Here is a 24,201-nt window from a genome sequence, read left to right as displayed (position 1 = left end):
GTGCCGCCGCTGTGCGGGCGTCCGCTGCCGTGGTCACGTCGTTCCCAACTCCCTGTCGATGAGGTCGAACAAATCGTCGGCGGTCTCGACCGATTCGAGTTCGCCGTCCGCGGCGTCCGGCTCCTCGGTCCCGGTGACCGTCACCGGCGCGCCCGACCAGCGGGCCAGCAGGTCCCGCAGCCGGTCGGTGACGCGGGAGCGGACCTCGGTGTCGTCCACGTCGGTGCCGTTCAACGCGGCGTCCAGGCGGTCGAGTTCGCCCAGCAGGGCCTGCGCGCCACCGGTCGGGTCGGGCAGGTCGAGCTGGGTCAGCAGGTGGCGGACCTGGACGGCGGGGGTCGGGTAGTCGAAGACGAGGGTCGCCGACAGCCGCAGGCCGGTGACGGCGTTGAGGCGGTTGCGCAGTTCGACCGCGGTCAGTGAGTCGAAGCCGAGTTCCTTGAAGGACTGGTCGGGTTCGATCTCGGCGGCCGAGGAGTGGCCGAGGACGGCCGCGGCCTGCTCGGCGACCGCGTCGAGCAGCAGCTGTTCCCGGTCGGCGGCCGGCAGCGGGGCCAGCCGCTCCGCGAGGGTCTGGGTGTTGCCGGCCGCCGTGGCGGACGTCTCGGCCCGGCGCCGGGCGGGTGCCTTGACCATGGCGCGCAGCAGCGGGGGCAGTACCTCGGCGTGTTCGCGCAGGGAGCCGTGGTCGAGGTCCATGGGCAGGAGCACCGCGCGGTCGGTGGCGGGGCCGGCGTCGAGCAGGCGCATGCCCAGTTCGGCGCCGAGCGGGACCATGCCGGTCCTGGCGTGGCGTTCGCGGTCGGCCTGGCCGAGTTCGCCGGTCATGCCCGCGTCGGGCAGCCAGGTGCCCCAGGCGAGGGAGGTGCCCGGCAGGCCCAGGTCGCGGCGGTGGTGGGCGAGGGCGTCCAGGAAGGCGTTGGCGGCCGAGTAGTTGGCCTGTCCGGCGCCGCCGAACGTGCCGGCCACGGACGAGAAGACCACGAACCGCGCCAGGTCCAGGTCGCGGGTCAGTTCGTGCAGGTTGGTCACGGCGTCGGCCTTGGGCCGCATCGACTCGTCGATGCGCTCCGGTGTCATCGAGGAGATGACGCCGTCGGCCAGGACGCCCGCGGTGTGGATCACCGCGGTCAGCGGGTGGGCGGGGGGCAGTGAGGCGAGGAGGTCGGCGAGGGCGGCGCGGTCGCCGGTGTCGCAGGCGACGATGGCGACGTCGGCTCCCAGGGCGGTCAGTTCCTCGCGCAGTTCGGCCGCGCCGGGCGCGTCGGGTCCCTGCCGGCCGGCCAGGACGAGATGGCGCAGACCGTGGTGGGCGACCAGGTGGCGGGCCGTGATCCGGCCCAGTCCGCCGGTGCCGCCGGTGAGCAGGACGGTGCCGTCCGGGTCGGGGGCGGTCGGCAGGGTCAGGACGACCTTGCCGATGTGGCGTGCCTGGCTGAGGAAGCGGAACGCGTCGGGGGCCCTGCGTACGTCGAACGTGGTCATCGGCAGTGGCGGCAGCACCCCTTCCTCGAAGAGGGTGACCAGTTCGCGCAGCATCTGCCCGATGCGGTCGGGGCCGGCCTCGACGAGGTCGAAGGCCTGGTAGGCGACGCCCGGGTGGTCCTCGGCGACCTGCCGCGGGTCACGGACGTCGGTCTTGCCCATCTCCAGGAAGTGTCCGCCGCGCGGCAGCAGCCGCAGGGAGGCGTCCACGAACTCGCGTGCCAGCGAGTCGAGTACGACGTCCACGCCGCGGCCCTCGGTGGTCTCCAGGAACAGTTTCTCGAAGCCGAGGTCGCGGGAGGAGGCGAGGTGGGCGTCGTCGAGGCCCGCGGCGCGCAGCGCGTCCCACTTGCCGGGGCTCGCGGTGCCGAACACCTCGGCGCCCAGGTGACGGGCGAGCCGTACGGCGGCCGTGCCCACTCCCCCGGCGGCGGCGTGCACGAGCACGGACTGGCCCGGGCGCAGTCCGCCGAGGTCGACGAGGCCGTAGTAGGCGGTCAGGTAGACGATGGGCGCGGTGGCGGCCTGGGCGAAGGTCCAGCCGCGCGGGATGCGGGCGACCATCCGTTCGTCGGCGACGGCGACGGGGCCGAAGGCTCCGGCGAACATGCCCATCACCCGGTCGCCGACGGCGAGCGAGGTGACGTCGGCGCCGGTCTCCGTCACCACGCCGGCGCCTTCCAGGCCGATCGCCGTGGCGTCGCCGGGATACATGCCCAGCGCGGTGAGGACGTCGCGGAAGTTGACGCCCGCGGCGCGCATCGAGATGCGGACCTCGCGCGGTGCGAGGGGTCCTGTCACTTCGGGGCACGGGGTGAGCTTCAGGCTCTCCAGGGTTCCGCGTTCCTCGACGGCGAGCCGCCAGGCGGCCGTGTCGGCGGGCTCGGTGAGCGCGCGCTGCGCGGCGAGGGGGATGATCTTCGGTGTGGTCACCGTGCCTTCCCTGACGGCCAGTTCGAGGTGGCCGGAGGCGAGGGCGGCGGGCAGCGCGGCCGCCGAGGCGGGGGCGGTGTCGAGGTCGGCGAGGACGAAGCGGCCGGGGTTCTCGGAGCGGGCCGAGCGGACCAGGCCCCAGGCGGTGGCGCGGGCCGGGTCGGCGTGCCGGGTTCCGACGCGCATGGCGTCGCGGGTGACGACGGCGAGCCGGGCGTGGGCGAAGCGGGGTTCGTCGAGCCACTGCTGCACGAGCCGCAGTGTCGTGTGCGCGGTGGCGCGTGCGGCGCCGGCCAGACCGCCGGCGTGAGCGTCGGTGTCGGTGTCGGGCAGGGCCAGCAGGACGGTCTCGGGGATCTCCAGGTCCGAGGCGGCGAGCGCGGTCAGGTCGGGGAAGGTCCGTACCCGTGCGCCGGTCCGTTCCAGCTCCGCGGCCAGCGGCCGGGCTTCGGCGCCGCCGACCAGGGTCCAGTCCGTGCCGGGTGTCTGGGCGCCGGCGGGCACCGGCGTCCAGTCCAGTTCGTACAGGCCTTCCTGGCGCGGTGCGCCGATGGTGGCGCCGGCGAGGTCTCCGGTGAGTTCGCGCAGGGTGAGCGAGCCGATGGTGGCGACGGGGCGGCCGGTGGTGTCGGCGAGGGCCAGGCCGATGGACTCCGGGCCCGTCTGCACCATGCGGACCCGCAGGGCGTCGGCGCCTGCGGCTTCCAGGCGGACGTCGTTCCAGGAGAACGGCAGCCGGCCCGCGTCCTTCATGGGCACGAACATCACGGCGTGCAGGGCGGCGTCGAGCAGTGCCGGGTGCAGGTCGAACGCGTCGGCGGACGGGTCGGCGCCCTCGGGCAGCGCGACCTCCGCGAACACCTCCTCGCCGCGCGTCCACACCGACTTCAGGCCCTGGAAGAGCGGTCCGTACAGGTGGCCTCGCTCGGCGAACCGCTCGTAGAAGCCGTCGAGGGGTACTTCGTCGGCGTCCCGCGGCGGCCATGCGGCGAAGTCGTAGGGGGTTTCCGGCGTCGTCGCGGCGTCGTCGGTGAGCAGGCCGGAGGCGTGCAGCGTCCACGGTGTCTCGGGGCCGGCGTCCTCGGTCCGGGAGTGGACGGTGAGGGTGCGGGCGCCGTTCGCGTCAGCGGCCTCCACGTGCAGCTGTACGTGCAGGGCGCCGCTGTCCGGGAGGGTGAGCGGGGTGAGGATGGTCAGTTCCTCCACCCGGTCGCAGCCGACGTGTTCGGCGGCGTGCAGGGCCAGGTCGAGGAAGCCGGTGGCCGGGAACAGGGCCGTGCTGGTGAGGGCGTGGTCCGCGAGCCAGGTCTGGCCGCGCAGCGACAGGCGTCCGGTGAAGAGGCGGGCGTCGCCTCCGGCCAGTTCGACCGCGGCACCGAGCAGCGGGTGTGCGGCGGAGTCCAGTCCCGCCGAGCCGACGTCACCCAGCAGGACGGGCGGTCCGGGCCAGAACCGCTGCCGCTGGAAGGCGTACGTCGGCAGGGTCGTGGTCTGTGCGCCGGTGCCGTCGAAGACGTGGGCCCATTCGAGGTCGACGCCCTTGACGAACGCCTGGGCCAGGCCGGAGAGCAGTGCTTCGCGTTCGTCGCGGTCCTTGCGCAGGACGGGGACGAAGAGCATCTCGTCGTCGCCGGTGACGCCGGTCTGGGCGAGGGCGGTGAGGGTGCCGTCGGGGCCGAGCTCCACGAACCGGCGTACGCCGCGCCCTTCGAGCCAGGCGATCCCGTCGACGAACCGTACGGCCTCACGCACGTGGCGCACCCAGTAGTCGGCCGACTCCAACTCCCCTGCTCCGGCGGCCTGTCCGGTCACGTTCGAGACGACCGCCATACGGGCCGGCGCATACGTCACGCTCTCGGCGACCGTGCGGAACTCGGCCAGCATCGGCTCCATCAACGGCGAATGGAAAGCGTGCGAGACGCGCAGACGGGAGGTACGGCGACCCAGGGCCGCTATCTCCTGCGCGACCGCCGACGCTGCGGTCTCAGTACCGGAGACCACCACCGAACGCGGGCCGTTGACGGCGGCGATCGACACCTCCGCGTCCCGGCCCTCCAGCAGCGGGAGCACCTCGTCCTCGGACGCCTCCAACGCGAACATCGCCCCACCGGCAGGGAGTTGCTGCATCAGACGGCCACGCGCCGACACCAGCCGGCACGCATCCTCCAGCGAGAACACCCCCGCCACATGCGCTGCGGCGAGCTCCCCCACCGAGTGGCCCACGAGGAAGTCAGGGGTGATCCCCCACGATTCCACCAGCCGGAACAGGGCGACCTCGATCGCGAACAGCGCGGGCTGTGTCCAGCCCGTCTCGTTCAGCAGGTCGGCGTCCTCACCGAACACGACCTCCCGCAGACCCTCGTCCAGGTGCGCGCACACCGCGTCGAAGGCATCGGCGAACACCGGGAAGGCGTCGTACAACTCCCGTCCCATACCCAAGCGTTGTGCACCCTGGCCGGAGAAGAGGAGGGCGAGTTTGCCCTCGCCCCGGGCGGAGCCGGTCACGGTGGAGGGGTTCGGCTCGTCGTCGGCCAGTGCGCGCAGGCCCTGGACGAGGGTGTCGTGGTCCCCGCCGAGGAGGACCGCGCGGTGTTCGAAGACCGAGCGGTGCGCCGCCAGGGACAGGCCCACGTCGGCGGGGTCCGTCTGCGGCCGGTCGGTGAGGTGGGTGAGGAGGCGGTCCGCCTGTGCCCGCAGGGCGGTGCGGCTGCGGGCGGTCACGATCCACGGCACCGTGCCGGCGGGGGCCGGTTCGGTGGCGGCGGGGGCGGGCTCCTCCTCGGTGGCGGCTTCGAGGATGACGTGGGCGTTGGTGCCGCTGATGCCGAAGGAGGAGACGCCGGCGCGGCGGGGACGGTCCGCCTCGGGCCATGCGACGGCCTCGGTGAGCAGCCGGACGTCGCCCTCCGTCCAGTCGACGTGGGTCGAGGGGCGGTCGACGTGGAGGGTGGCCGGCAGCACGGCGTTGTTCAGCGCCAGGACCATCTTGATGATGCCCGCGACGCCGGCGCCGGCCTGGGTGTGGCCGATGTTGGACTTCACCGAGCCGAGCCACAGCGGCTGTCCGGGCTGCCGGTCCTGGCCGTAGGTGGCGAGGACGGCCTGGGCCTCGATGGGGTCGCCGAGGGTGGTGCCGGTGCCGTGCGCCTCGACCGCGTCGACCTCGGTGGCCGTGACCCCCGCGTCGGCCAGTGCCGCGCGGATCACCCGCTGCTGGGCGGGGCCGTTGGGGGCGCTCAGACCGTTGGAGGCGCCGTCCTGGTTGACGGCGGAGCCGCGGACGACGGCGAGGACGGGGTGGTTGTTGCGGCGGGCGTCGGACAGGCGCTCCACCAGGAGCATGCCGCCGCCCTCGGAGAAGCCGGTGCCGTCGGCGGCGTCCGCGAAGGACTTGCACCGGCCGTCGGCCGCCAGGCCCCGCTGCCGGCTGAAGTCGACGAACAGGCCGGGTGAGGCCATCACGGTGACGCCGCCCGCGAGGGCGAGGTCGCACTCGCCGGAGCGCAGGGAGCGCACGGCCAGGTGCAGGGCGACCAGGGACGCCGAGCAGGCGGTGTCGACGGTGACCGCCGGGCCCTCCAGTCCGAAGGTGTAGGAGAGCCGGCCGGAGACGACGCTGGCGGCGTTGCCGGTCAGCATGTAGCCCTCGAAGTCCTCCCGGGAGGCGGCCAGCATGCCGGTGTAGTCCTGGCCGTTGGTGCCGGCGAAGACGCCGGTGCGGCTGCCCTTGAGGGTCCTGGGGTCGATGCCGGCCCGCTCGAACGTCTCCCACGTCATCTCCAGCAGCAGGCGCTGCTGCGGGTCCATGGCGACGGCCTCACGCGGGGAGATGTTGAAGAACGCCGGGTCGAAGCCGCTGGCGTCGTTCAGGAAGCCACCGGTGCGGGTGTAGACGCTGCCGGGCTTTCCGGGCTCGGGGTCGTACAGCGCGTCGAGGTCCCAGCCCCGGTCCTCGGGGAAGGGCACGAGCCCCTCCTCGCCGTCGAGCAGCATGGTCCACAGCTGTTCGGGGGTGCTGACGTCGCCCGGGAAGCGGCAGCCCATGGCGACGACCGCGATCGGTTCGTCGTCCCGCGGGGGCATGGCGGGTGCGGGGGCCGGGGTGTCCGGCTGTTGCGTGCCGGCCAGCTCGGTGAGGAGGTGGGTGGCGAGGGCGTCGCAGTTGGGGTGGTCGAAGACGAGGGTGGCCGGCAGGCGCAGGCCGGTGATGCGGTTCATGCCGTTGCGCAGTTCGACGGCGCTGAGGGAGTCGATGCCCAGGTCGGTGAAGGGGCGGCCGGGTTCGACGGCCTCGGCGGACGGGTAGCCGAGCACGTTGGCGACGTAGGAGCGGACGACGTCGAGGACGGCGCCGGCCCGGTCGTAGGCGGGCAGTTGGGCCAGGTGGGCCTGGAGGGAGGAGGCGTCCGCGGCGGGGCTGTCGGCCTGCTGGGTGCGGGCGGCGTCCAGGGCGCGGCGGGCCGCGGGCAGTTCGTCCAGGAGGTGGCTGGGGCGCGGTCCGGTGAAGGCGAGCGCGTAGGTGTCCCAGCGCAGGTCGGTGACGACGACGGCGGTGTCGTCGGCGTCCAGGGCCCGGCCCAGTGCGTCGCAGGCGGACTTGGTGTCCATGGGGTGGACGCCGTAGCGGCGCATGCGGTCGCCGGCGGCGTCGCCGACCATGCCGCCGTCGGCCCACAGGCCCCAGGCGATGGCGGTGGCGGGCAGGCCCTGGGAGCGCCGGTACTGGGCGAGGGCGTCGAGGTAGGCGTTGCCGGGGGCGTAGTTGCCCAGGCCCGCGCCGCCGAGGACGCCGGCGGAGGAGGAGAACAGGACGAAGGCCGACAGGTCCAGGTCCTGGGTGAGTTCGTGGAGGTGCAGGGCGGCGGTGGCCTTGCCGCGCAGGACGGGGTCCATGCGGTCGGCTGTCAGGGAGTCGACGACGGTGTCGTCGAGGGAGCCGGCGGCGTGGAACACGGCGTCCAGCGGGCGGTCCGCGGGGATCGAGCGGAGCAGGTCCTCCAGGGCGCTGCGGTCGGCGACGTCGCAGGCGGCAAAGGTGATGTCGGCGCCGAGTGCGGTGAGTTCGTCGCGCAGTCCGGCGGCGCCGGGGGCGTCGGCGCCGCGCCGGCCGGCCAGGATCAGGTGGGTGGCGCCGCGCCCGACGAGCCAGCGGGCGAGGTGGCCGCCGAGGGCGCCGGTGCCGCCGGTGACCAGGACGGTGCCGCGGGGGTGCCAGGCCGGGGTGTCGGCGAGGGGGGCGGCGGCGTGGACCAGGCGGCGTCCGAAGGAGCCGGAGGGCCGGATGGCGATCTGGTCCTCGTCGCCGGGGGCGGCGAGGACGGCGCACAGGCGGGTGCCGGCCCGGCCGTCGAGTACGGCGGGCAGGTCGACGAGGCCGCCCCAGCGTTCGGAGTGTTCCAGGGCGGCGACCCTGCCGAGGCCCCAGACGAGCGCCTGGGCGGGGCTGGTGACGGTCTCGGAGGGGCCGACGGCGACGGCGCCGCGGGTGGCGCACCACAGCGGGGCGTCGGTGGTGGTGTCGCCGAGGGCCTGGAGGAGGGTGACGGTGCCGGCGAGGCCGTGCGGGAGCGCCGGGTGGTCGGGGTGGGGGCGTTCGTCGAGGGCGAGCAGGGACAGGACGCCCGCCACGGCGGGGGTGGCGTCCCCGGTGAGGGCGGCCGTCAGGAGGGTGGCGAGTCCGGTGCGGTCGGTGCCGCCGTCGGGGACGGTGACCAGGCGGGTGTCGCGGGCGCCGCCGGCGGTCAGGGCGCGGTGGGCGTCGGCGACGAGGGCGGCGTGGGTGCCGTCCGGGTCCGCGGGGGCGACGACGAGCCAGGTGCCGGACAGGGCGCCCGCGGCGTTGTCGGTCAGCGGGGACCATCCGACGCCGTAGCGCCAGGAGTCGGTGGTGGAGCGTTCGCGGCTGGTGCGGCGCCAGCTGGACAGGGCCGGCAGGAGGGTGCTCAGCGGTGCGTCGGCGGGCAGGTCGAGGGCGTCGGCGAGGGCTTGCGGGTCTCCCTGGTCGACGGTCTCCCAGAAGCGGGACTCCACCGTGTCCGTGGCGGCGGTGTCGAAGGAGGCGGAGGTGTCCTGTTCCGGTACGTGGGGCCAGTACCGCTGCTGTTGGAAGGGGTAGGTGGGTACGTCGACGCGGTGGGCGCCGGTGGCGGTGAAGACGGCCGTCCAGTCGAGGGCGACGCCGTTGACGTGGGCCTCGGCGACCGAGGTGAGGAACTGGCCGAGGCCGCCCTTGTCGCGGCGCAGGGAGCCGAGCGCGGCGCCGTCGACGCCGGCGTCCTCCAGGGTCTCGCGCAGGCCGACGGCGAGCACGGGGTGCGGGCTGACCTCGATGAAGGTGCGGTGTCCTTCGGCGATGAGGCCGCGGACGGCCTCCTCGAAGCGGACGGTCTCGCGCAGGTTGGTGTACCAGTACTCGGGGTCGAGGGTGGTGGTGTCCTGCCACTGGCCGGTGAGGGACGAGCGGAAGGGGATCCCGGCGTCCTGCGGCTCGATGCCGGCGAGGGCGTCGAGCACGGTCGCGCGGATGGATTCGACCTGCGGGGAGTGGGAGCCGTAGTCGACGGCGACCTTGCGGGCGCGTACGCCGTCCTCGGTGAGGGCGGTGAACAGTTCGTCGAGCGCGGCGGCTTCGCCGGACACCACCACCGAGGCCGGTCCGTTGACGGCGGCGACGGCGAGGCGGTCGGCCCACGGGCTCATGCGGGCGCGGGTCTCGTCGGCGCTCAGCGGTACGGACATCATGCCGCCGGTGCCGGCGATGGCGACGATGGCCCGGCTGCGCAGGGCGACGATCCGGGCGCCGTCGTCGAGGGACAGGGCCCCGGCGACGCAGGCGGCGGCGATCTCGCCCTGCGAGTGGCCGACGACGGCCGCGGGGGTGATGCCGAGGGAGCGCCACAGGCCGGCGAGTCCGACCATGACGGCCCACAGGGCGGGCTGGACGACGTCGACCCGGCCGATGTCGGCCGCGTCCTCGTCGCCGCGCAGGACCGCGGTCAGGGACCAGTCGACGTAGGGGGCGAGAGCGCGTTCGCAGTCGGCGACGAGTGCGGCGAACAGGGGTGAGTCGGTGAGGAGTTCGCGTGCCATGCCGGTCCACTGCGCGCCCTGTCCGGGGAAGACCAGGACGGGATCGGCGGCGGTGGGCGCGGTGCCGCAGACCACGCCGGGCCCGGTGACGGGGGCGCCGGCGGCGAGGGCGGCGAGCGCCTCGTCGAGGGTGTCGCGGCCGGTGGCGAGGACGGCCGCCCGGTGTTCGAAGGCCGAGCGGGTGGTGGCCTGGGAGTAGGCGAGGTCGGTGAGCGGGGTGTCGGGCCGGGCGAGCAGGTGGGTGCGCAGGCGTGCGGCCTGGCTGCGCAGGGCGGCCTCCGTGCGGCCGGACAGCAGGGTCGGTACGACGGGCAGGGCGCCGGTGAAGGCCGCGGTGTCCGGGGTCGCGGGCGGGGCGGTGGCCGTTTCGGTGGCGGGTGCCTGTTCGACGATGACGTGGGCGTTGGTGCCGCTCATGCCGAACGAGGAGACACCGGCGCGGCGCGGTCGCCCGGTCTCGGGCCAGTCCAGCTGTTGGTCGAGCAGGCGGACGTCGCCGGCACTCCAGTCGACGTGCGGGGTGGGGTTGTCGGCGTACAGGGTGCGCGGCAGGACGCCCTCGCGGATCGCCATGACCATCTTGATGATGCCGCCGACGCCCGCGGCGGCCTGGCTGTGGCCGATGTTGGACTTCAGGGAGCCCAGCCACAGGGGCCGGTCCTCGGGCCGGTCCTGGCCGTAGACCGCGATGAGCGCCTGGGCCTCGATCGGGTCGCCGAGGGTGGTGCCGGTGCCGTGCGCCTCGACCGCGTCGACCTCGCCGGGGGTCAGTCCGGCGCCGGCGAGCGCCTGGCGGATGACACGCTGCTGGGAGGGTCCGCTGGGTGCGGTCAGTCCGTTGGAGGCGCCGTCCTGGTTGAGGGCGCTGCCGCGCAGCACGGACAGGACGGGGTGGTTGTTGCGGCGGGCGTCGGAGAGCCGTTCGAGGACGATCATGCCGACGCCCTCGGCCCAGCTGGCGCCGTCGGCGTCCGCGGAGAACGGCTTGCAGCGGCCGTCGGGGGCGAGGGCGCGCTGGCGGCTGAACTCGATGAGGGAGCCGGGTGTGGACATCACGGTCACGCCGCCGGCGAGCGTGAGGGAGCATTCGCCCTGGCGCAGTGCCTGGGAGGCGAGGTGGAGGGCGACGAGGCTGGAGGAGCAGGCGGTGTCGACGGACACCGCGGGGCCTTCCAGGCCGAGGGTGTAGGCGATGCGGCCGGACAGCACGCTGGGTGAGTTGCCGGTGCCGACGTAGCCCTCGACGTTGTCGTCGGCGGCGGCCAGGATCGTGACGTAGTCCTGGTAGGTGACGCCGGCGAAGACGCCGGTGCGGCTGCCGCGTGCGGTGGTCGGGTCGATGCCGGCGCGTTCCAGGGCCTCCCAGGACGTCTCCAGCAGCAGGCGCTGCTGGGGGTCCATGGCGAGGGCCTCGCGGGGGCTGATGCCGAAGAACGCGGGGTCGAACTGGCTGGCGTCGTGGAGGAATCCGCCCTCGCGGGTGTAGACGGTGCCCGGGTGGTCGGGGTCGGGGTGGTAGAGGGTCTCCGGGCTCCAGTTGCGGTCGCCGGGCAGCGGGGAGATGCCGTCGGCGCCGGCCACGACGAGGTCCCACAGGTCCTCGGGGCTGCGGACGCCGCCGGGGTAGCGGCAGGCCATGCCGACGATGACGATCGGGTCGTCGTCGGCGGACACCGGGCGGCGGGTGTGGCCGTCGTCGTTGTCGGTGGTGCCGAACAGGTCGGCGTCGAGGTGCCGGGCGAGTGCGTGGGGGGTGGGGTGGTCGAAGACCAGGGTGGCCGGGAGGGCCACGCCGAGCGCGGTGCTGAGCGCGTCGCGCAGTTCGACGGAGGTGAGTGAGGTGAATCCGAGGGTGGAGAAGGAGTGGGCCGGTTCGATGTCGGTGGGTCCCTCGTAGCCGAGGACGTCGGCGACCTGGGTGCGCACGGTGGTGAGCAGGACGCGGGCGCGTTCGGCCGGGGGCCGGTTCGACAGCCTCTCCAGCAGGCTGCCGGGCTGCTGGGTGCGGGCCGCGGTGCGGCGGGCGACGGCCCGGGTGCGGGCGGCGGCGGGCCGGCCGGTGGTGGCCGGGGCGGCGGGGGCGCTCGTGTGGTGCGGGTCGACGGGCCGCATCAGCAGGGAGGCGATGGCGAGGACGGGTTCGCCGATCGCGTCGGCGGCTTCCAGGGTCAGGGTGTCGGGGCCGCGGCGGGAGAGGCGGACGCGCAGGGTGGTGGCGCCGGTGGCCTGGAGTGAGGCGTCGGCGAGGGAGAACAGGACGCGGCCGTCGCCGAAGCCGTCGAAGGTGCCCAGGCCGAGCGGGTGCAGGGCGGCGTCGAGGAGCGCGGGGTGCAGGTCGAAGCGTCCGGCCTCCTGCGCGGTGCCTTCGGGCAGGGCGACTTCGGCGTACACGTCCTCGCCGTGGCGCCAGGCGGCCCGCAGGCCCTGGAAGACGGTCCCGTAGTCGAGTCCCGCCGCGGCGAGGCGTTCGTAGACGCCGTCGACGTCGAGGGGTTCGGCGCCGGGGGGCGGCCAGGCGGTGAAGTCGAACTCCGGTGTGCCGGCGCCGCGTTCGGGTTCCCGGGCACTCAACAGGCCGCCGGCGTGCCGGATCCAGGGGCCGTCCGTGCCGGGATTCTCCGGCCGGCCGTACACGCTGAAGACGCGGGAGCCCAGCGCGTCGGGGTCGGCGACCCGGATCTGGAGGTGGACGCGGCCCTGGTCGGGCAGGACGAGCGGGGATTCCAGGACGAGTTCGCGCACGTGCCCGCAGTCGGTGTGGGCGCCGGCGCGCAGGGCGAGTTCGAGGAAGGCGGTGCTCGGCACCACGACGGAGCCGTTGACGCGGTGCGCGGCGAGCCAGGGCTGCGCGTGGGCCGACAGGCGTCCGGTCAGGACGACGGTGGCGCCCTCGGCGGGCGGGACGACGGCGGTCAGGAGCGGGTGGTCCGCGTCGAGGAGTCCGGCCGCGGACGGGTCGTGGGATCCGGTGGGTACGTCGAGCCAGAACGTGCGGTGCTGGAAGGCGTAGGTGGGCAGGGGTACGGGCCGGCCGCCGGGCGCGACCGCGTCCAGGCAGGACTGCCAGTCGACCGGGACCCCGCGGGTGAACAGGGCGCCCAGGGCGGCGATGAGGACGGCCGGTTCGGGGCGGTCCTCGCGCAGCGCGGGCACGGTGAGGTGACCGTGGGACTCCCAGCAGCCCTGGGCAAGGGTGGTGAGGGTGGCGTCGGGGCCGAGTTCGAGGCAGTGCTCGACGCCGTGGTGTTCCAGCCAGGCGATCCCGTCGGCGAAGCGGACCGCCTGGCGGACGTGGCGTACCCAGTACTCGGGCGAGGTGAGTTCCCCGGCCTGGGCGGGGCGGCCGGTGAGGTCGGAGACGACCGGGATGCGCGGCTCGGCGTAGCCGATGCTTTCGGCGACGGCCCGGAAGTCGGCCAGCATCGGTTCCATGCGGGGTGAGTGGAAGGCGTGGCTGACGCGCAGCCGGGTGGTCCTGCGTCCTTCGCCCGCGAAGTGCGCGGCCACGGCGAGTACGGCCGGCTCGTCGCCGGCGACCACCACGGACCGGGGGCCGTTGAGGGCGGCGAGGCCGATCTCGTGCTCCCGGCCGGCCAGCAGGGGCAGTACCTCCTCCTCGGTGGCCTGGAGCGCGGTCATGGCGCCGCCCTCCGGCAGGGCCTGCATGAGCCGGCCCCGGGCGGCGACCAGCCGGCACGCGTCGGGCAGGGTGAGGACGCCCGCGACGTGGGCGGCGGCCAGTTCACCGACGGAGTGGCCCAGGAGGTGGTGGGGCCGTACGCCCCAGGACTCGACCAGGCGGTACAGCGCGACCTCGACGGCGAACAGTGCGGGCTGCGCGTACTCGGTGCGGTCGAGGAGGGCGGCGTCGTCGCCGAACACGACCTCGCGCAGCGGTCGCTCCAGCTGGCCCTCGAAGTGACCGCACACGGCGTCGAAGGCGTCCGCGTAGACGGGGAAGGCGGCGTGGAGCTCGCGGCCCATGCCCGGCCGCTGGGTGCCCTGGCCGGCGAACAGGAACGCGGTGGTTCCCTCGGTCAGGGTGTCGCCGGTGACGGCGTCCGGGGAGGGTTCGCCCGCGGCGACGGCGGCGAGGCCGCGCAGGAGTTCGGTACGTCCGGTGCCGTGGACCACGGCCCGGTGCTCGAAGCCGGGACGGGTCGTCACCAGTGCGTGGGCGATGTCGGCGGTGTCGAGTGCGGGGTGCTCCTCGACGTGGGCCAGCAGGCGTGCGGCCTGTTCGCGCAGGGCGGCGGCGCTGCGGGCCGACACGATCCACGGGGTCACCGCGCCGGCGGCCGGCCGGCGGGCGGGTGCGGCGGGGACGGTCGGCGTCCGCGGGGCCTGCTCGATCACGACGTGGGCGTTGGTGCCGGACACGCCGAAGGCGGAGACACCGGCGCGGCGCGGGCGGCCGGTGTCGGGCCACTGCCGCTGTTCGGTCAGCAGCCGGACGTCGCCCGCGCTCCAGTCGACGCGTGAGGAGGGCGCGTCGGCGTGCAGGGTCTGCGGGAGGACGCCCTTGTCGAGGGCGAGGACCATCTTGATGATGCCGGCGGCACCGGCGGCGGCCTGGGTGTGGCCGATGTTCGACTTGACCGAGCCCAGCCACAGCGGCTGGTCGGCGGGGCGGTTCTGCCCGTACGTGGCGAGCAGTGCCTGTGCCTCGATGGGGTCGCCGAGGACGGTGCCGGTGCCGTGCGCCTCGACGGCGTCGACGTCGGCCGGGGTCAGGCCCGCGGAGGCGAGGGCGGCGCGGATGACCCGCTGCTGGGCGGGACCGTTCGGCGCGGTCAGTCCGTTGGAGGCGCCGTCCTGGTTGACGGCGGTGCCGCGGACGACGGCGAGGACCCGGTGGCCGTTACGGCGGGCGTCGGACAGTCGCTCGACGACGAGGACGCCGACGCCCTCGGACCAGCCCGTTCCGTCGGCGCCGTCGGCGAACGCCTTGCAGCGGCCGTCGGGTGCGAGGCCTCCTTGGAGGCTGAACTCGACGAAGGCGCCGGGGTTCGCCATGACGGTGACGCCGCCGGCCAGCGCGAGGTCGCACTCGCCGGTGCGCAGGGACTGCACGGCGAGGTGCAGGGCGACGAGGGAGGAGGAGCAGGCGGTGTCGACGGTGACCGCGGGGCCTTCGAGGCCGAGCGTGTACGCGACGCGGCCGGAGACGACGCTTCCCGCGCCGCCGGTCAGCAGGTGTCCGCCGAGGCCTTCGGGGACCTCGGTCAGGCCCGAGCCGTAGCCGGAGCTTCCGGCGCCGACGAAGACGCCGGTCCGGCTGCCCTTGAGGCCGGTCGGGTCGATGCCGCCGCGCTCCAGCGCCTCCCAGGACGTCTCCAGGATCAGACGCTGCTGGGGGTCGATCGCGAGGGCCTCGCGGGGGCTGATGCCGAAGAACGGGGCGTCGAAGCCGGCGGCCTCCCGCAGGAAGCCGCCCGAGCGGGTGTCGCTGGCCGCGAGCAGGGTCTCCAGGTCCCAGCCGCGGTCCTCGGGGAATCCGGCGACCGTGTCGAGGCCGCCGGAGACGATCCGCCACAGCGCCTCGGGACCCGCCACGCCGCCCGGCAGGCGGCAGCCCATGCCGACGATGACGACGGGGTCGGTGTCGGTGGCGGTGGCCGCCGGGGGACGCGCCGTGGGGTCGTCGCCGGTGTCGGTGCCGAAGAGTTCGTCGCGCAGCCGGGCGGCGACGGCCAGCGGGGTCGGGTGGTCGAAGACGAGGGTGGAGGGCAGCGGTACCCCGGTGGCGCCGGTGAGTTCGTTGCGCAGTTCGACCGCGGTCAGGGAGTCGAAGCCCAGTTCGCGGAAGGTCCGCGCGGGGGCGACGGCCGCGGTGTCGGTGTGGGCGAGTACGACGGCGGCGCGCTCGCGGACCAGGTCGAGGAGGGCCGTGTCGCGGTCCTCGGCGGGCAGCGGGCCGAGCCGTTCGCGCAGGGCGGCGCCCGCGCTCGTGGTGTCCGCCGCCGGGCCGGTGCCGCGCAGCGCGTCGGAGGCCTCCGGCAGTGCGGACAGCAGGGGGCTGGGGCGGCCGGTCGTGAACGCGGGGGCGAAGCGGTCCCAGTCGACGTCGGCCACGACCACGGTGGTGTCGCCGAGTTCGAGGGCGCGGGAGAGGGCGCGCAGGCCCGCGTCGGGCTCCAGTGGCCGCAGTCCGCGGCGGCGCAGCAGATCCTGGGCCTCGGCGTCGGCGGCCATGCCGCTCTCGCCCCAGGGACCCCAGGCGACGGCGGTACCGGCGAGCCCCCTGGCCCGGCGCCGCTCCACGAGCGCGTCGAGATGCGCGTTGGCCGCGGCGTACGCGGACTGGCCACCGCTGCCCCACACCCCGGCGATCGAGGAGAACACCACGAACGCCGACAGGTCCCACTCCCGGGTGAGGGCGTCGAGATGATCGGCACCCACCGCCTTCGCCGCCAGGACGGCGGCGACCCGCTCCGGAGTCAGCCGGTCGATCAGATCGTCGTCCAGCACACCCGCCGCATGGAACACCGCGTCGACCCGGTGCCGGGACAGCAGACCTGCGACCGCCTCCGCATCCGCCGTGTCACACGCCTCCACCACCACCCGCGCACCCAACTCCTCCAGCCCCGCCACCAGTTCGGCCGCACCAGGGGCGTCCATCCCGCGACGGCCGGTCAGGACGAGTTCGCTCGCACCGCGCCCCACCAGCCAGTGCGCCAGACGTGTGCCGAGCGCTCCGGTGCCGCCGGTGAGCAGCACCCTGCCGGGTGCGTTCCATCCGCTGCCCGCGTCGGCGGGGGCGGCGGCGTGGGTGAGGCGCCGGGCGAAGGCGGCGGTGCCGCGGACGGCGACCTGGTCCTCGGCGCCGTCGGCGACGACGGCGGCCAGTGCGGCCAGGGCGCGGCGGTCGGGGCGGGCCGGCAGGTCGACGAGGCCGCCCCACCGGTCGGGGTGTTCCAGGGCGGCGACCCGGCCGAAGCCCCACAGGGCGGCCTGCGCCGGATCGACGACACCTTCGGACGGGGTGCCGACGGCGACGGCGCCCCGCGTGAGCTGCCACAGCGGCGCGGTCACTCCCGCGTCACCCAGCGCCTGGACGAGGGTCAGCAGGGCGGCCGGGCCGGACGGGAAGGCCAGGATGCCCGTGATCGGTTCGGTGCCGGCCGGGTCGGACAGGCCGGACAGGACGGCGGCCAGGGTGGTGCGGTCCGCGTCCGGGGCATAGGTCACCCGCTCGGTGCCGGGCAGGAACTCCTCGATCCCCGCGAGCGAGTCCTCGCCGGCGGACTGGAGCAGGAGCCGGCGGCCGGTGTCCGTCGCGGTGGGAGCGGTGAGCGGCTGCCAGACGACGCGGTAGCGCCAGCCGTCCACGCGTGAGCGCTCGGCCGCGCCACGCCGCCAGGCGGACAACGCCGGTACGATCGTGTCGAGTTCGGCCTCGTCCACGCCCAGGACCTCGGCGAGGTCGTGGGCGTCGCCGCGTTCCACGGCCGCCCAGAAGCTCGCGTCCAGCGGGTCGGCCGCCACGGGTGCGGCGGCAGCGGCGGGCTCGGGCCAGAACCACTCGTGCTGGAAGGCGTAGGTGGGCAGTTCGACCGGCCGTGCGCCGGTGAGGAGGGCGGCCCAGTCGACGGGGGCACCGTGCGTGAACGCCCGCGACACGGCTGCCATGACGGTGTCCGTCTCGGAGCGGTCCTTGCGCAGGACGGACGCGAACAGCACGTCCTCGCCGCTGGACACGCTGGTCTGCGCGAGGGCGGTGAGGGTGCCGTCCGGGCCGAGTTCCAGGAACCGGGTGACACCCCGCTCCGCCAGCGTGCGCACCCCGTCCGCGAACCGCACCGCCTCGCGGACGTGGCGCACCCAGTACTCGGCCGACTCCAACTCCCCTGCTCCGGCGACCTGTCCGGACAGGTTCGAGACGACCGCGATACGGGCCGGCGCGTAGGTGACGCTCTCGGCGACCGTGCGGAACTCGGCGAGCATCGGTTCCATCAGCGGCGAGTGGAAGGCGTGGGAGACGCGCAGGCGGGAGGTGCGGCGACCCAGGGCGGATATCTCCTGAGCGATGGCCTCCGCCACCGCATCGACGCCGGAGACGACCACCGAGAGGGGGCCGTTGACCGCGGCGATCGACACCTCGCTCTCCCAGCCCTCCAGCAGCGGCAGGACCTCGGACTCGGACGCCTCCAGCGCGAACATCGCACCACCGGATGGCAGTTGCTGCATCAGACGACCGCGCGCCGACACCAGCCGGCAGGCGTCTTCGAGGGAGAACACCCCCGCCACATGCGCGGCGGCGAGCTCACCCACCGAGTGGCCCACCAGGAAGTCGGGACGCACACCCCACGACTCCACCAGCCGGAACAGGGCGACCTCGATCGCGAACAGCGCGGGCTGAGTCCAGCCCGTCTCGTTCAGCAGGTCGACGTCCTCACCGAACACGACCTCGCGCAGGCCGTCGTCCAGGTGAGCGCACACCGCGTCGAAGGCCTCGGCGAACACCGGGAAGGAGTCGTACAACTCCCGCCCCATACCGAGGCGTTGTGCACCCTGTCCGGAGAAGAGGAAGGCGAGCTTGCCCTCGCTCACGACGCCCTGGACCACACCCGGGACGCTCTCGTCGCGGGCGACGGCGGCAAGACCCGCGAGGAGTTCCTCACGGTCGCCGCCCCGGATCACCGCACGGTGCTCGAACGCCGACCGGGTCCTGACCAGCGACAGACCCACGTCGGCGGGGTCCAGGTCGGGGTGTGTCCCGAGGTGGGTCAGGAGTCTGGCCGCCTGGTCCCGTAGAGCGGCGGCGCCCTGTCCGGACACCACCCACGGGGTGACGGGCGGCGCCGGGGGGATCGGGGTGTCCGTGCCGTCGGCGGTGGTCTCCGCCTGTTCCAGCACGACGTGCGCGTTCGTGCCGCTCAGTCCGAACGAGGACACTCCCGCCCGACGCGGACGGTCCGTCTCCGGCCAGTCCACCGCCCCGGCCAGCAGCCGTACGTCACCGGCCTCCCAGTCGACATGCGACGACGGTTCGTCGACGTGCAGGGTGGCGGGCAGCACGCCGTGGCGCATCGCCTCCACCATCTTGATCACGCCCGCCACACCCGCGGCAGCCTGCGTGTGACCGATGTTCGACTTCACCGACCCCAGCCACAACGGCCGCTCGCCGTCACGGTCCCTGCCGTACGTCGCCAGCAGCGCCTGCGCCTCGATCGGGTCACCCAAAGACGTACCCGTACCATGCGCCTCCACCGCGTCCACGTCCGCCGCCGACAGACCCGCACTCGCCAGAGCAGCCCGGATCACCCGCTGCTGCGACGGACCGTTCGGCGCCGTCAGACCGTTCGACGCACCGTCCTGATTCACCGCCGAACCACGCACCACCGCGAGGACCGGGTGACCGTTGGCGCGCGCGTCCGACAACCGCTCCACGAGCAGCACACCCACACCCTCACCCCACCCCGTACCGTCCGCACCCTCCGCGAACGCCTTGCACAGGCCGTCGGCGGCGAGGCCGCCCTGGCGGCTGAACTCGATGAACGCACCGGGTGTGGACATCACGGTCACGCCGCCGGCGAGCGCGAGGTCGCACTCCCCCGACCGCAGCGCCTGCGCGGCCAGGTGCAGGGCGACCAGCGACGACGAGCAGGCCGTGTCGACAGTGACCGCGGGCCCTTCGAGACCCAGGACGTAGGAGACCCGGCCCGAGAAGACGCTCGCCGCGTTGCCGGTGCCCACGTAGCCGCCGAAGTCACCGCCCGAGGACGCGAGGAGTGCCGGGTAGTCCTGGCCGTTGGTGCCCGCGAACACCCCGGTCCGCGAGCCGCGCAGCCGGCGGGGGTCGATGCCGGCCCGTTCGACGGCCTCCCACGACGTCTCCAGCAGCAGGCGCTGCTGCGGGTCCATGGCGAGGGCCTCACGGGGCGAGATCCCGAAGAAGGCGGCGTCGAACGATCCGACGTCGCCCAGGAATCCGCCGCGGCGGGTGTGGCTGGCGTAGGGGCCGTCGGGTGCGTTGAGGGCGTCGAGGTCCCAGCCGCGGTTGCGGGGGAAGTCGGCGATGCCGTCGCGTTCTTCGGACAGCAGGTTCCACAGGGTTTCGGGCGAGTCGACGCCGCCCGGGAAGCGGCAGGCCATCGCGACGATCACGATCGGGTCGGCGGACAGCGCGGCCCCGGTCGCGGTGGGCGTGCCCGGTGTCTCCGCGACGACACCGCTCAGCTCGCCGTGGAGGAAGTCCGCCAGGGCCGACGGGGTCGGGTAGTCGAAGACCACGGTGGCGGGCAGCCGTACCCCGCACTCCGTGCCCAGTACGTTGCGCAGTTCCACCGCGATGAGCGAGTCCACGCCCAGGTCGCGGAACGCACGGTCGGCCGGAACCGCTTCCGGACCGGCGTGACCGAGCACGGCGGCCGCGCGGGCACGGACCGTGTCGAGGAGTTCGGCGCGCTGGGCCTGCACGGTCAGGCCGGTGAGGCGTTCGCGCAGGGCGGTCGCGGGGGCGGACCGGCCTGCCGTGTTCTTGGGGGCGGCATACAGTTCGCCGAGGAGCGGGCTGGGGCGGACGGCGGTGAAGGCGGGGCCGAACAGGGTCCAGTCGAGGTCGGCGACGAACGTGACGGGGGCCGGCGAGGCGGTGCAGACGGCGAGGGCGTCGAGGCCTGTCGCGGGGTCCAGGAGGTTGACGCCTCCGCGGCGCTGGCGGTCCTCGGCGGAGGTGTCGGCGGCCATGCCACCGCCGGCCCAGGGGCCCCAGGCGATGGACGTGGCGGACAGACCCTGCGCACGGCGGCGTTCGGCGAGTGCGTCCAGCATGGCGTTGGCCGCCGCGTAGTTGGCCTGGCCCGCGGAGCCGACGGTGCCGGCGAAGGACGAGAAGAGGACGAACGCCGAGAGGTCGCGCTCGCGGGTCAGTTCGTCCAGGTGGAGGGCGGCGGCGACCTTGGAGCGTACGACCGTGTCGAACTGCTCGGGGGTGAGCCGGTCGAGGACCCCGTCGTCGAGGACTCCGGCGGTGTGGACGACGGCGTCCACCGGGTGGTCGTCCAGTAGCTTCCGTACGGCCTCACGGTCCGTCATGTCGCAGGCGACCAGGGAGACTTCGGCGCCCAGGGCCGAGAGTTCGGCCTCCAGTTCGGCGGCGCCGGGGGCCTGCGCTCCGCGCCTGCTCGTGAGGACGAGACGGGCGGCGCCCTGTTCGGCGGCCCAGCGGGCCACCCTGGTGCCGAGCGCGCCGGTGCCGCCGGTGACCAGGACCGTACCGGTGGGGGTCCAGGGGGTGCCGGGTTCCTCCGTGACCGCGACCAGGCGGCGGGCGAGGACGCCCGCGGCGCGGACGGCGACCTGGTCCTCGTCGCCGCCGCCGCCGGAGAGCAGGGCGGCCAGGCGGGAGGCGGTGCGGCGGTCGAGTACGTGCGGGAGGTCGATGAGACCACCCCAGCGGTCGGGGTGTTCGAGCGCCGCCACGCGGCCCAGTCCCCAGACGGCGGCCTGGTCGAGGCGCGGGGGGACGTCGCCGCGGCCGGTGGTGACCGCTTCCCGGGTGAGGGTCCACAGGGGTGCGGTGAGGTCGGTGTCGCCGAGTGCCTGGACGAGGAGGGCGGTGGCCAGGACGCCGTCCGGGGTTCCGGTGTGTTCTCCCGGGGTCAGGGCGAGGGCCGAGACGACGCCGTTGACCGGAGTGCCGGCGGCTGCCGAGGTGAGCAGGGCGGCGAGCGTCGCACGGTCGGCGTCGGCGGGGCACGGCACGGTGACGAGGCCGGCGGCGCGTGCGGCCAGGGCTTCGGTGAGGGCGCCGTTCCAGCCGTCGTCTCCGAGGGCGGCCGGAGTGACGAGCAGCCAGCGGCCGGTCAGTCGTGCCTCGGCGGGCAGGCCGGTGACGGGACGCCAGGTCACCTGGTGGCGGTGGTCGCCGTCCGCGGTGGGCGCGGCGGAGCCGTCGGCCCGGTAGGAGCGTTCGAGCCAGTAGCGGTCCCGGCGGAAGGCGTAGGTGGGCAGGTCGACGCGTCCGGCGCCGGGGAGGAGGGAGGCCCACTCGGGTGTGCGGCCGTGCACGTGCAGGAGGCCGACGGCGGACGTCAGGGTCTCGGGCTCGTCCCGGTCCTTGCGGAGTGTGGGCGCGAAGAGCGTGTCCTGGCTGTCGGGCAGGACGGTCTGGGCGAGGGTGGTGAGGGTGCCGTCGGGGCCGAGCTCCACGAACCGGGTGACCCCGTTCGCGGCCAGCCACTCGATGCCGTCGGCGAACCGTACGGCCTCACGCACGTGGCGCACCCAGTAGTCGGCCGACTCCAACTCCCCCACGCCGACGGCCTGTCCGGTCACGTTCGAGACGACCGCGATGCGGGCCGGCGCATACGTCACGCTCTCGGCGACCGTGCGGAACTCGGCGAGCATCGGTTCCATCAGCGGCGAGTGGAAGGCGTGGGAGACGCGCAGACGGGAGGTACGGCGGCCCAGGGCGGATATCTCCTGCGCGACCGCCTCCGCCGCCGCCTCGACACCCGAGACCACCACCGAACGCGGGCCGTTGACCGCCGCGATCGACACCTCCGCGTCCCGGCCCTCCAGCAGCGGGAGCACTTCGTCCTCCGCCGCCTCCAGCGCGAACATCGCTCCACCGGCCGGGAGTTGCTGCATCAGACGGCCGCGTGCCGACACCAGCCGGCAGGCGTCCTCCAGCGAGAACACCCCGGCCACATGCGCGGCAGCCAGCTCACCCACCGAATGACCCACCAGGAAGTCAGGGCTCATCCCCCACGACTCCACCAGCCGGAACAGCGCGACCTCGATCGCGAACAGCGCGGGCTGAGTCCAGCCCGTCTCGTTCAGCAGATCCGCGTCCTCACCGAACACGACCTCCCGCAGACCCTCGTCCAGCTGGGCGCACACCGCGTCGAAAGCCTCCGCGAACACGGGATACGCCTCGTACAACTCCCGGCCCATACCCAGGCGTTGCGCGCCCTGCCCGGAGAAGAGGAAGGCGAGTTTGCCGTCGCCCTTCGTCGAGCCGGTGAGGACGCGGTCGGTGGGGCGGCCCTCGGTGAGGGCGGCGAGGCCGCTGAGCAGGTCGGCGAGGCCGGTGCCGAGGAGTGCGGCGCGCTCGGGGAGTGCGGCGCGGGTGGCGGCGAGGGACCAGGCGAGGTCGTAGGGGTCGGTGTCGGGGTGGTCGGTGAGGTGGGCGCTCAGGCGTGCGGCCTGTTCGCGCAGGGTGTGTTCGTCGCGGGCCGAGAGCACCCAGGGCAGCAGGGGCAGGCCGGCGCGGGCGGGAGCCTCGGTGGCCGGTTCGGTGGTGGGGGCCTGCTCGATGACGGCGTGGGCGTTGGTTCCGGAGACTCCGAAGGCGGATACGGCGCCGCGGCGGGGCCGGTCGGCCCGCGGCCAGTCGACGGACTCGGCCAGGAGCCTGACGTTGCCGGCGTTCCAGTCGACGTGGGAGGAGGGGTGCTCGACGTGGAGGGTGGGCGGCAGGACGCCGTGGCGGATCGCCAGGACCGTCTTGATGACGCCGACGACGCCCGCGGCGGCCTGGGTGTGGCCGATGTTGGACTTCACCGAGCCGAGCCAGAGGGGGCGGTCGGCCTCGCGGCCCTGGCCGTAGGTGGAGAGCAGGGCCTGGGCCTCGATGGGGTCGCCGAGCGCGGTGCCGGTGCCGTGGGCCTCGACGGTGTCGATCTCGGTGGCGGGTACGCCCGCGTTGGCGAGGGCGGCGAGGATGACGCGCTGCTGGGAAGGGCCGTTGGGGGCGGTCAGTCCGTTGGAGGCGCCGTCCTGGTTGACGGCGGAGCCGCGGACGACGGCGAGGATGTGGTGGCCGTTGCGGCGGGCGTCCGACAGGCGCTCGACGACGACGACGCCGACGCCCTCGGCCCAGCCGGTGCCGTCCGCGTCCTCGGCGAACGCCTTGCAGCGGCCGTCGGAGGCGAGGCCGCCCTGCTGGCCGAACTCGATGAAGGCGCCGGGGCTCGACATGACCGTCACGCCGCCGACGGCGGCGAGTGAGCACTCGCCGGAGCGCAGGGACTGTGCGGCCAGGTGGAGGGCGACCAGGGAGGAGGAGCAGGCGGTGTCGACGGTGATCGCGGGGCCTTCGAGGCCGAGGGTGTAGGCGACGCGGCCGGAGACGACGGACATGGAGGTGCCGGTCAGCAGGTGGCCGCGGACGTCGTCGGGGACTTCCCGCAGTCCGCTGCTGTAGCCCTGGTCGCTGCATCCGACGAAGACTCCGCAGCGGCTGCCGCGCAGCGCGGCGGGGTCGATGCCCGCGCGTTCGAAGGCCTCCCAGGTCGCTTCGAGCAGCACGCGCTGCTGCGGGTCCATGGCGAGGGCTTCGCGGGGGCTGATGCCGAAGAAGGCGGGGTCGAAGCGGTCGGCGTCGAAGACGAAGCCGCCCTGGCGTCGGGCGCCGCCGGTGGCGTCGGTGCCGAGGTCCCAGCCGCGGTCGGCGGGCCAGTCGGTCACCGCGTCGGTTCCGGACACGAGCAGGTCCCAGAAGTCCTCGGGCGAGCGGACACCGCCGGGCAGTCGGCAGCTCATACCGACGATGGCGACGGGTTCGTCGTCCTTGGACTCCAGCTGGCGGAGTTTGAGCCGGGTCTCATGAAGATCGACGGTGAGTCGTTTGAGGTAGTCCCGAAGCCGCGCTTCAGTTGTCATGGACTGCCCCCATGCTGTTGTGGTGAGAAAGGGTCGCGCCTCGTGCGGCTTGGACAGCATGTCCCGGGGGCGGACCGTTTC

General features: G+C 74.3%; 1 protein-coding gene. It reads right to left on the bottom strand.

The genetic code is table 11. The features are described 5' to 3' along the window. Nucleotides 1-33 precede the first annotated feature (33 nt). Nucleotides 34-24,120, bottom strand: coding sequence for a type I polyketide synthase (locus OG199_RS43190; protein ID WP_405827191.1), 24,087 nt, complete (start codon nucleotides 24,118-24,120; stop codon nucleotides 34-36). Nucleotides 24,121-24,201 lie beyond the last annotated feature (81 nt).

Origin of the sequence: Streptomyces sp. NBC_01176 (assembly GCF_045039825.1) — a bacterium.
GTDB lineage: Bacteria > Actinomycetota > Actinomycetes > Streptomycetales > Streptomycetaceae > Streptomyces.
The sequence above is the reverse complement of the archived record's forward strand: the minus strand, read 5'-3'. Positions and strand labels throughout refer to the sequence as shown.

Bases quoted from the DNA above. Each gene is read 5' to 3' on its own strand.
- OG199_RS43190 (WP_405827191.1), bottom strand. From the start codon at position 24,120: ATGACAACTGAAGCGCGGCTTCGGGACTACCTCAAACGACTCACCGTC.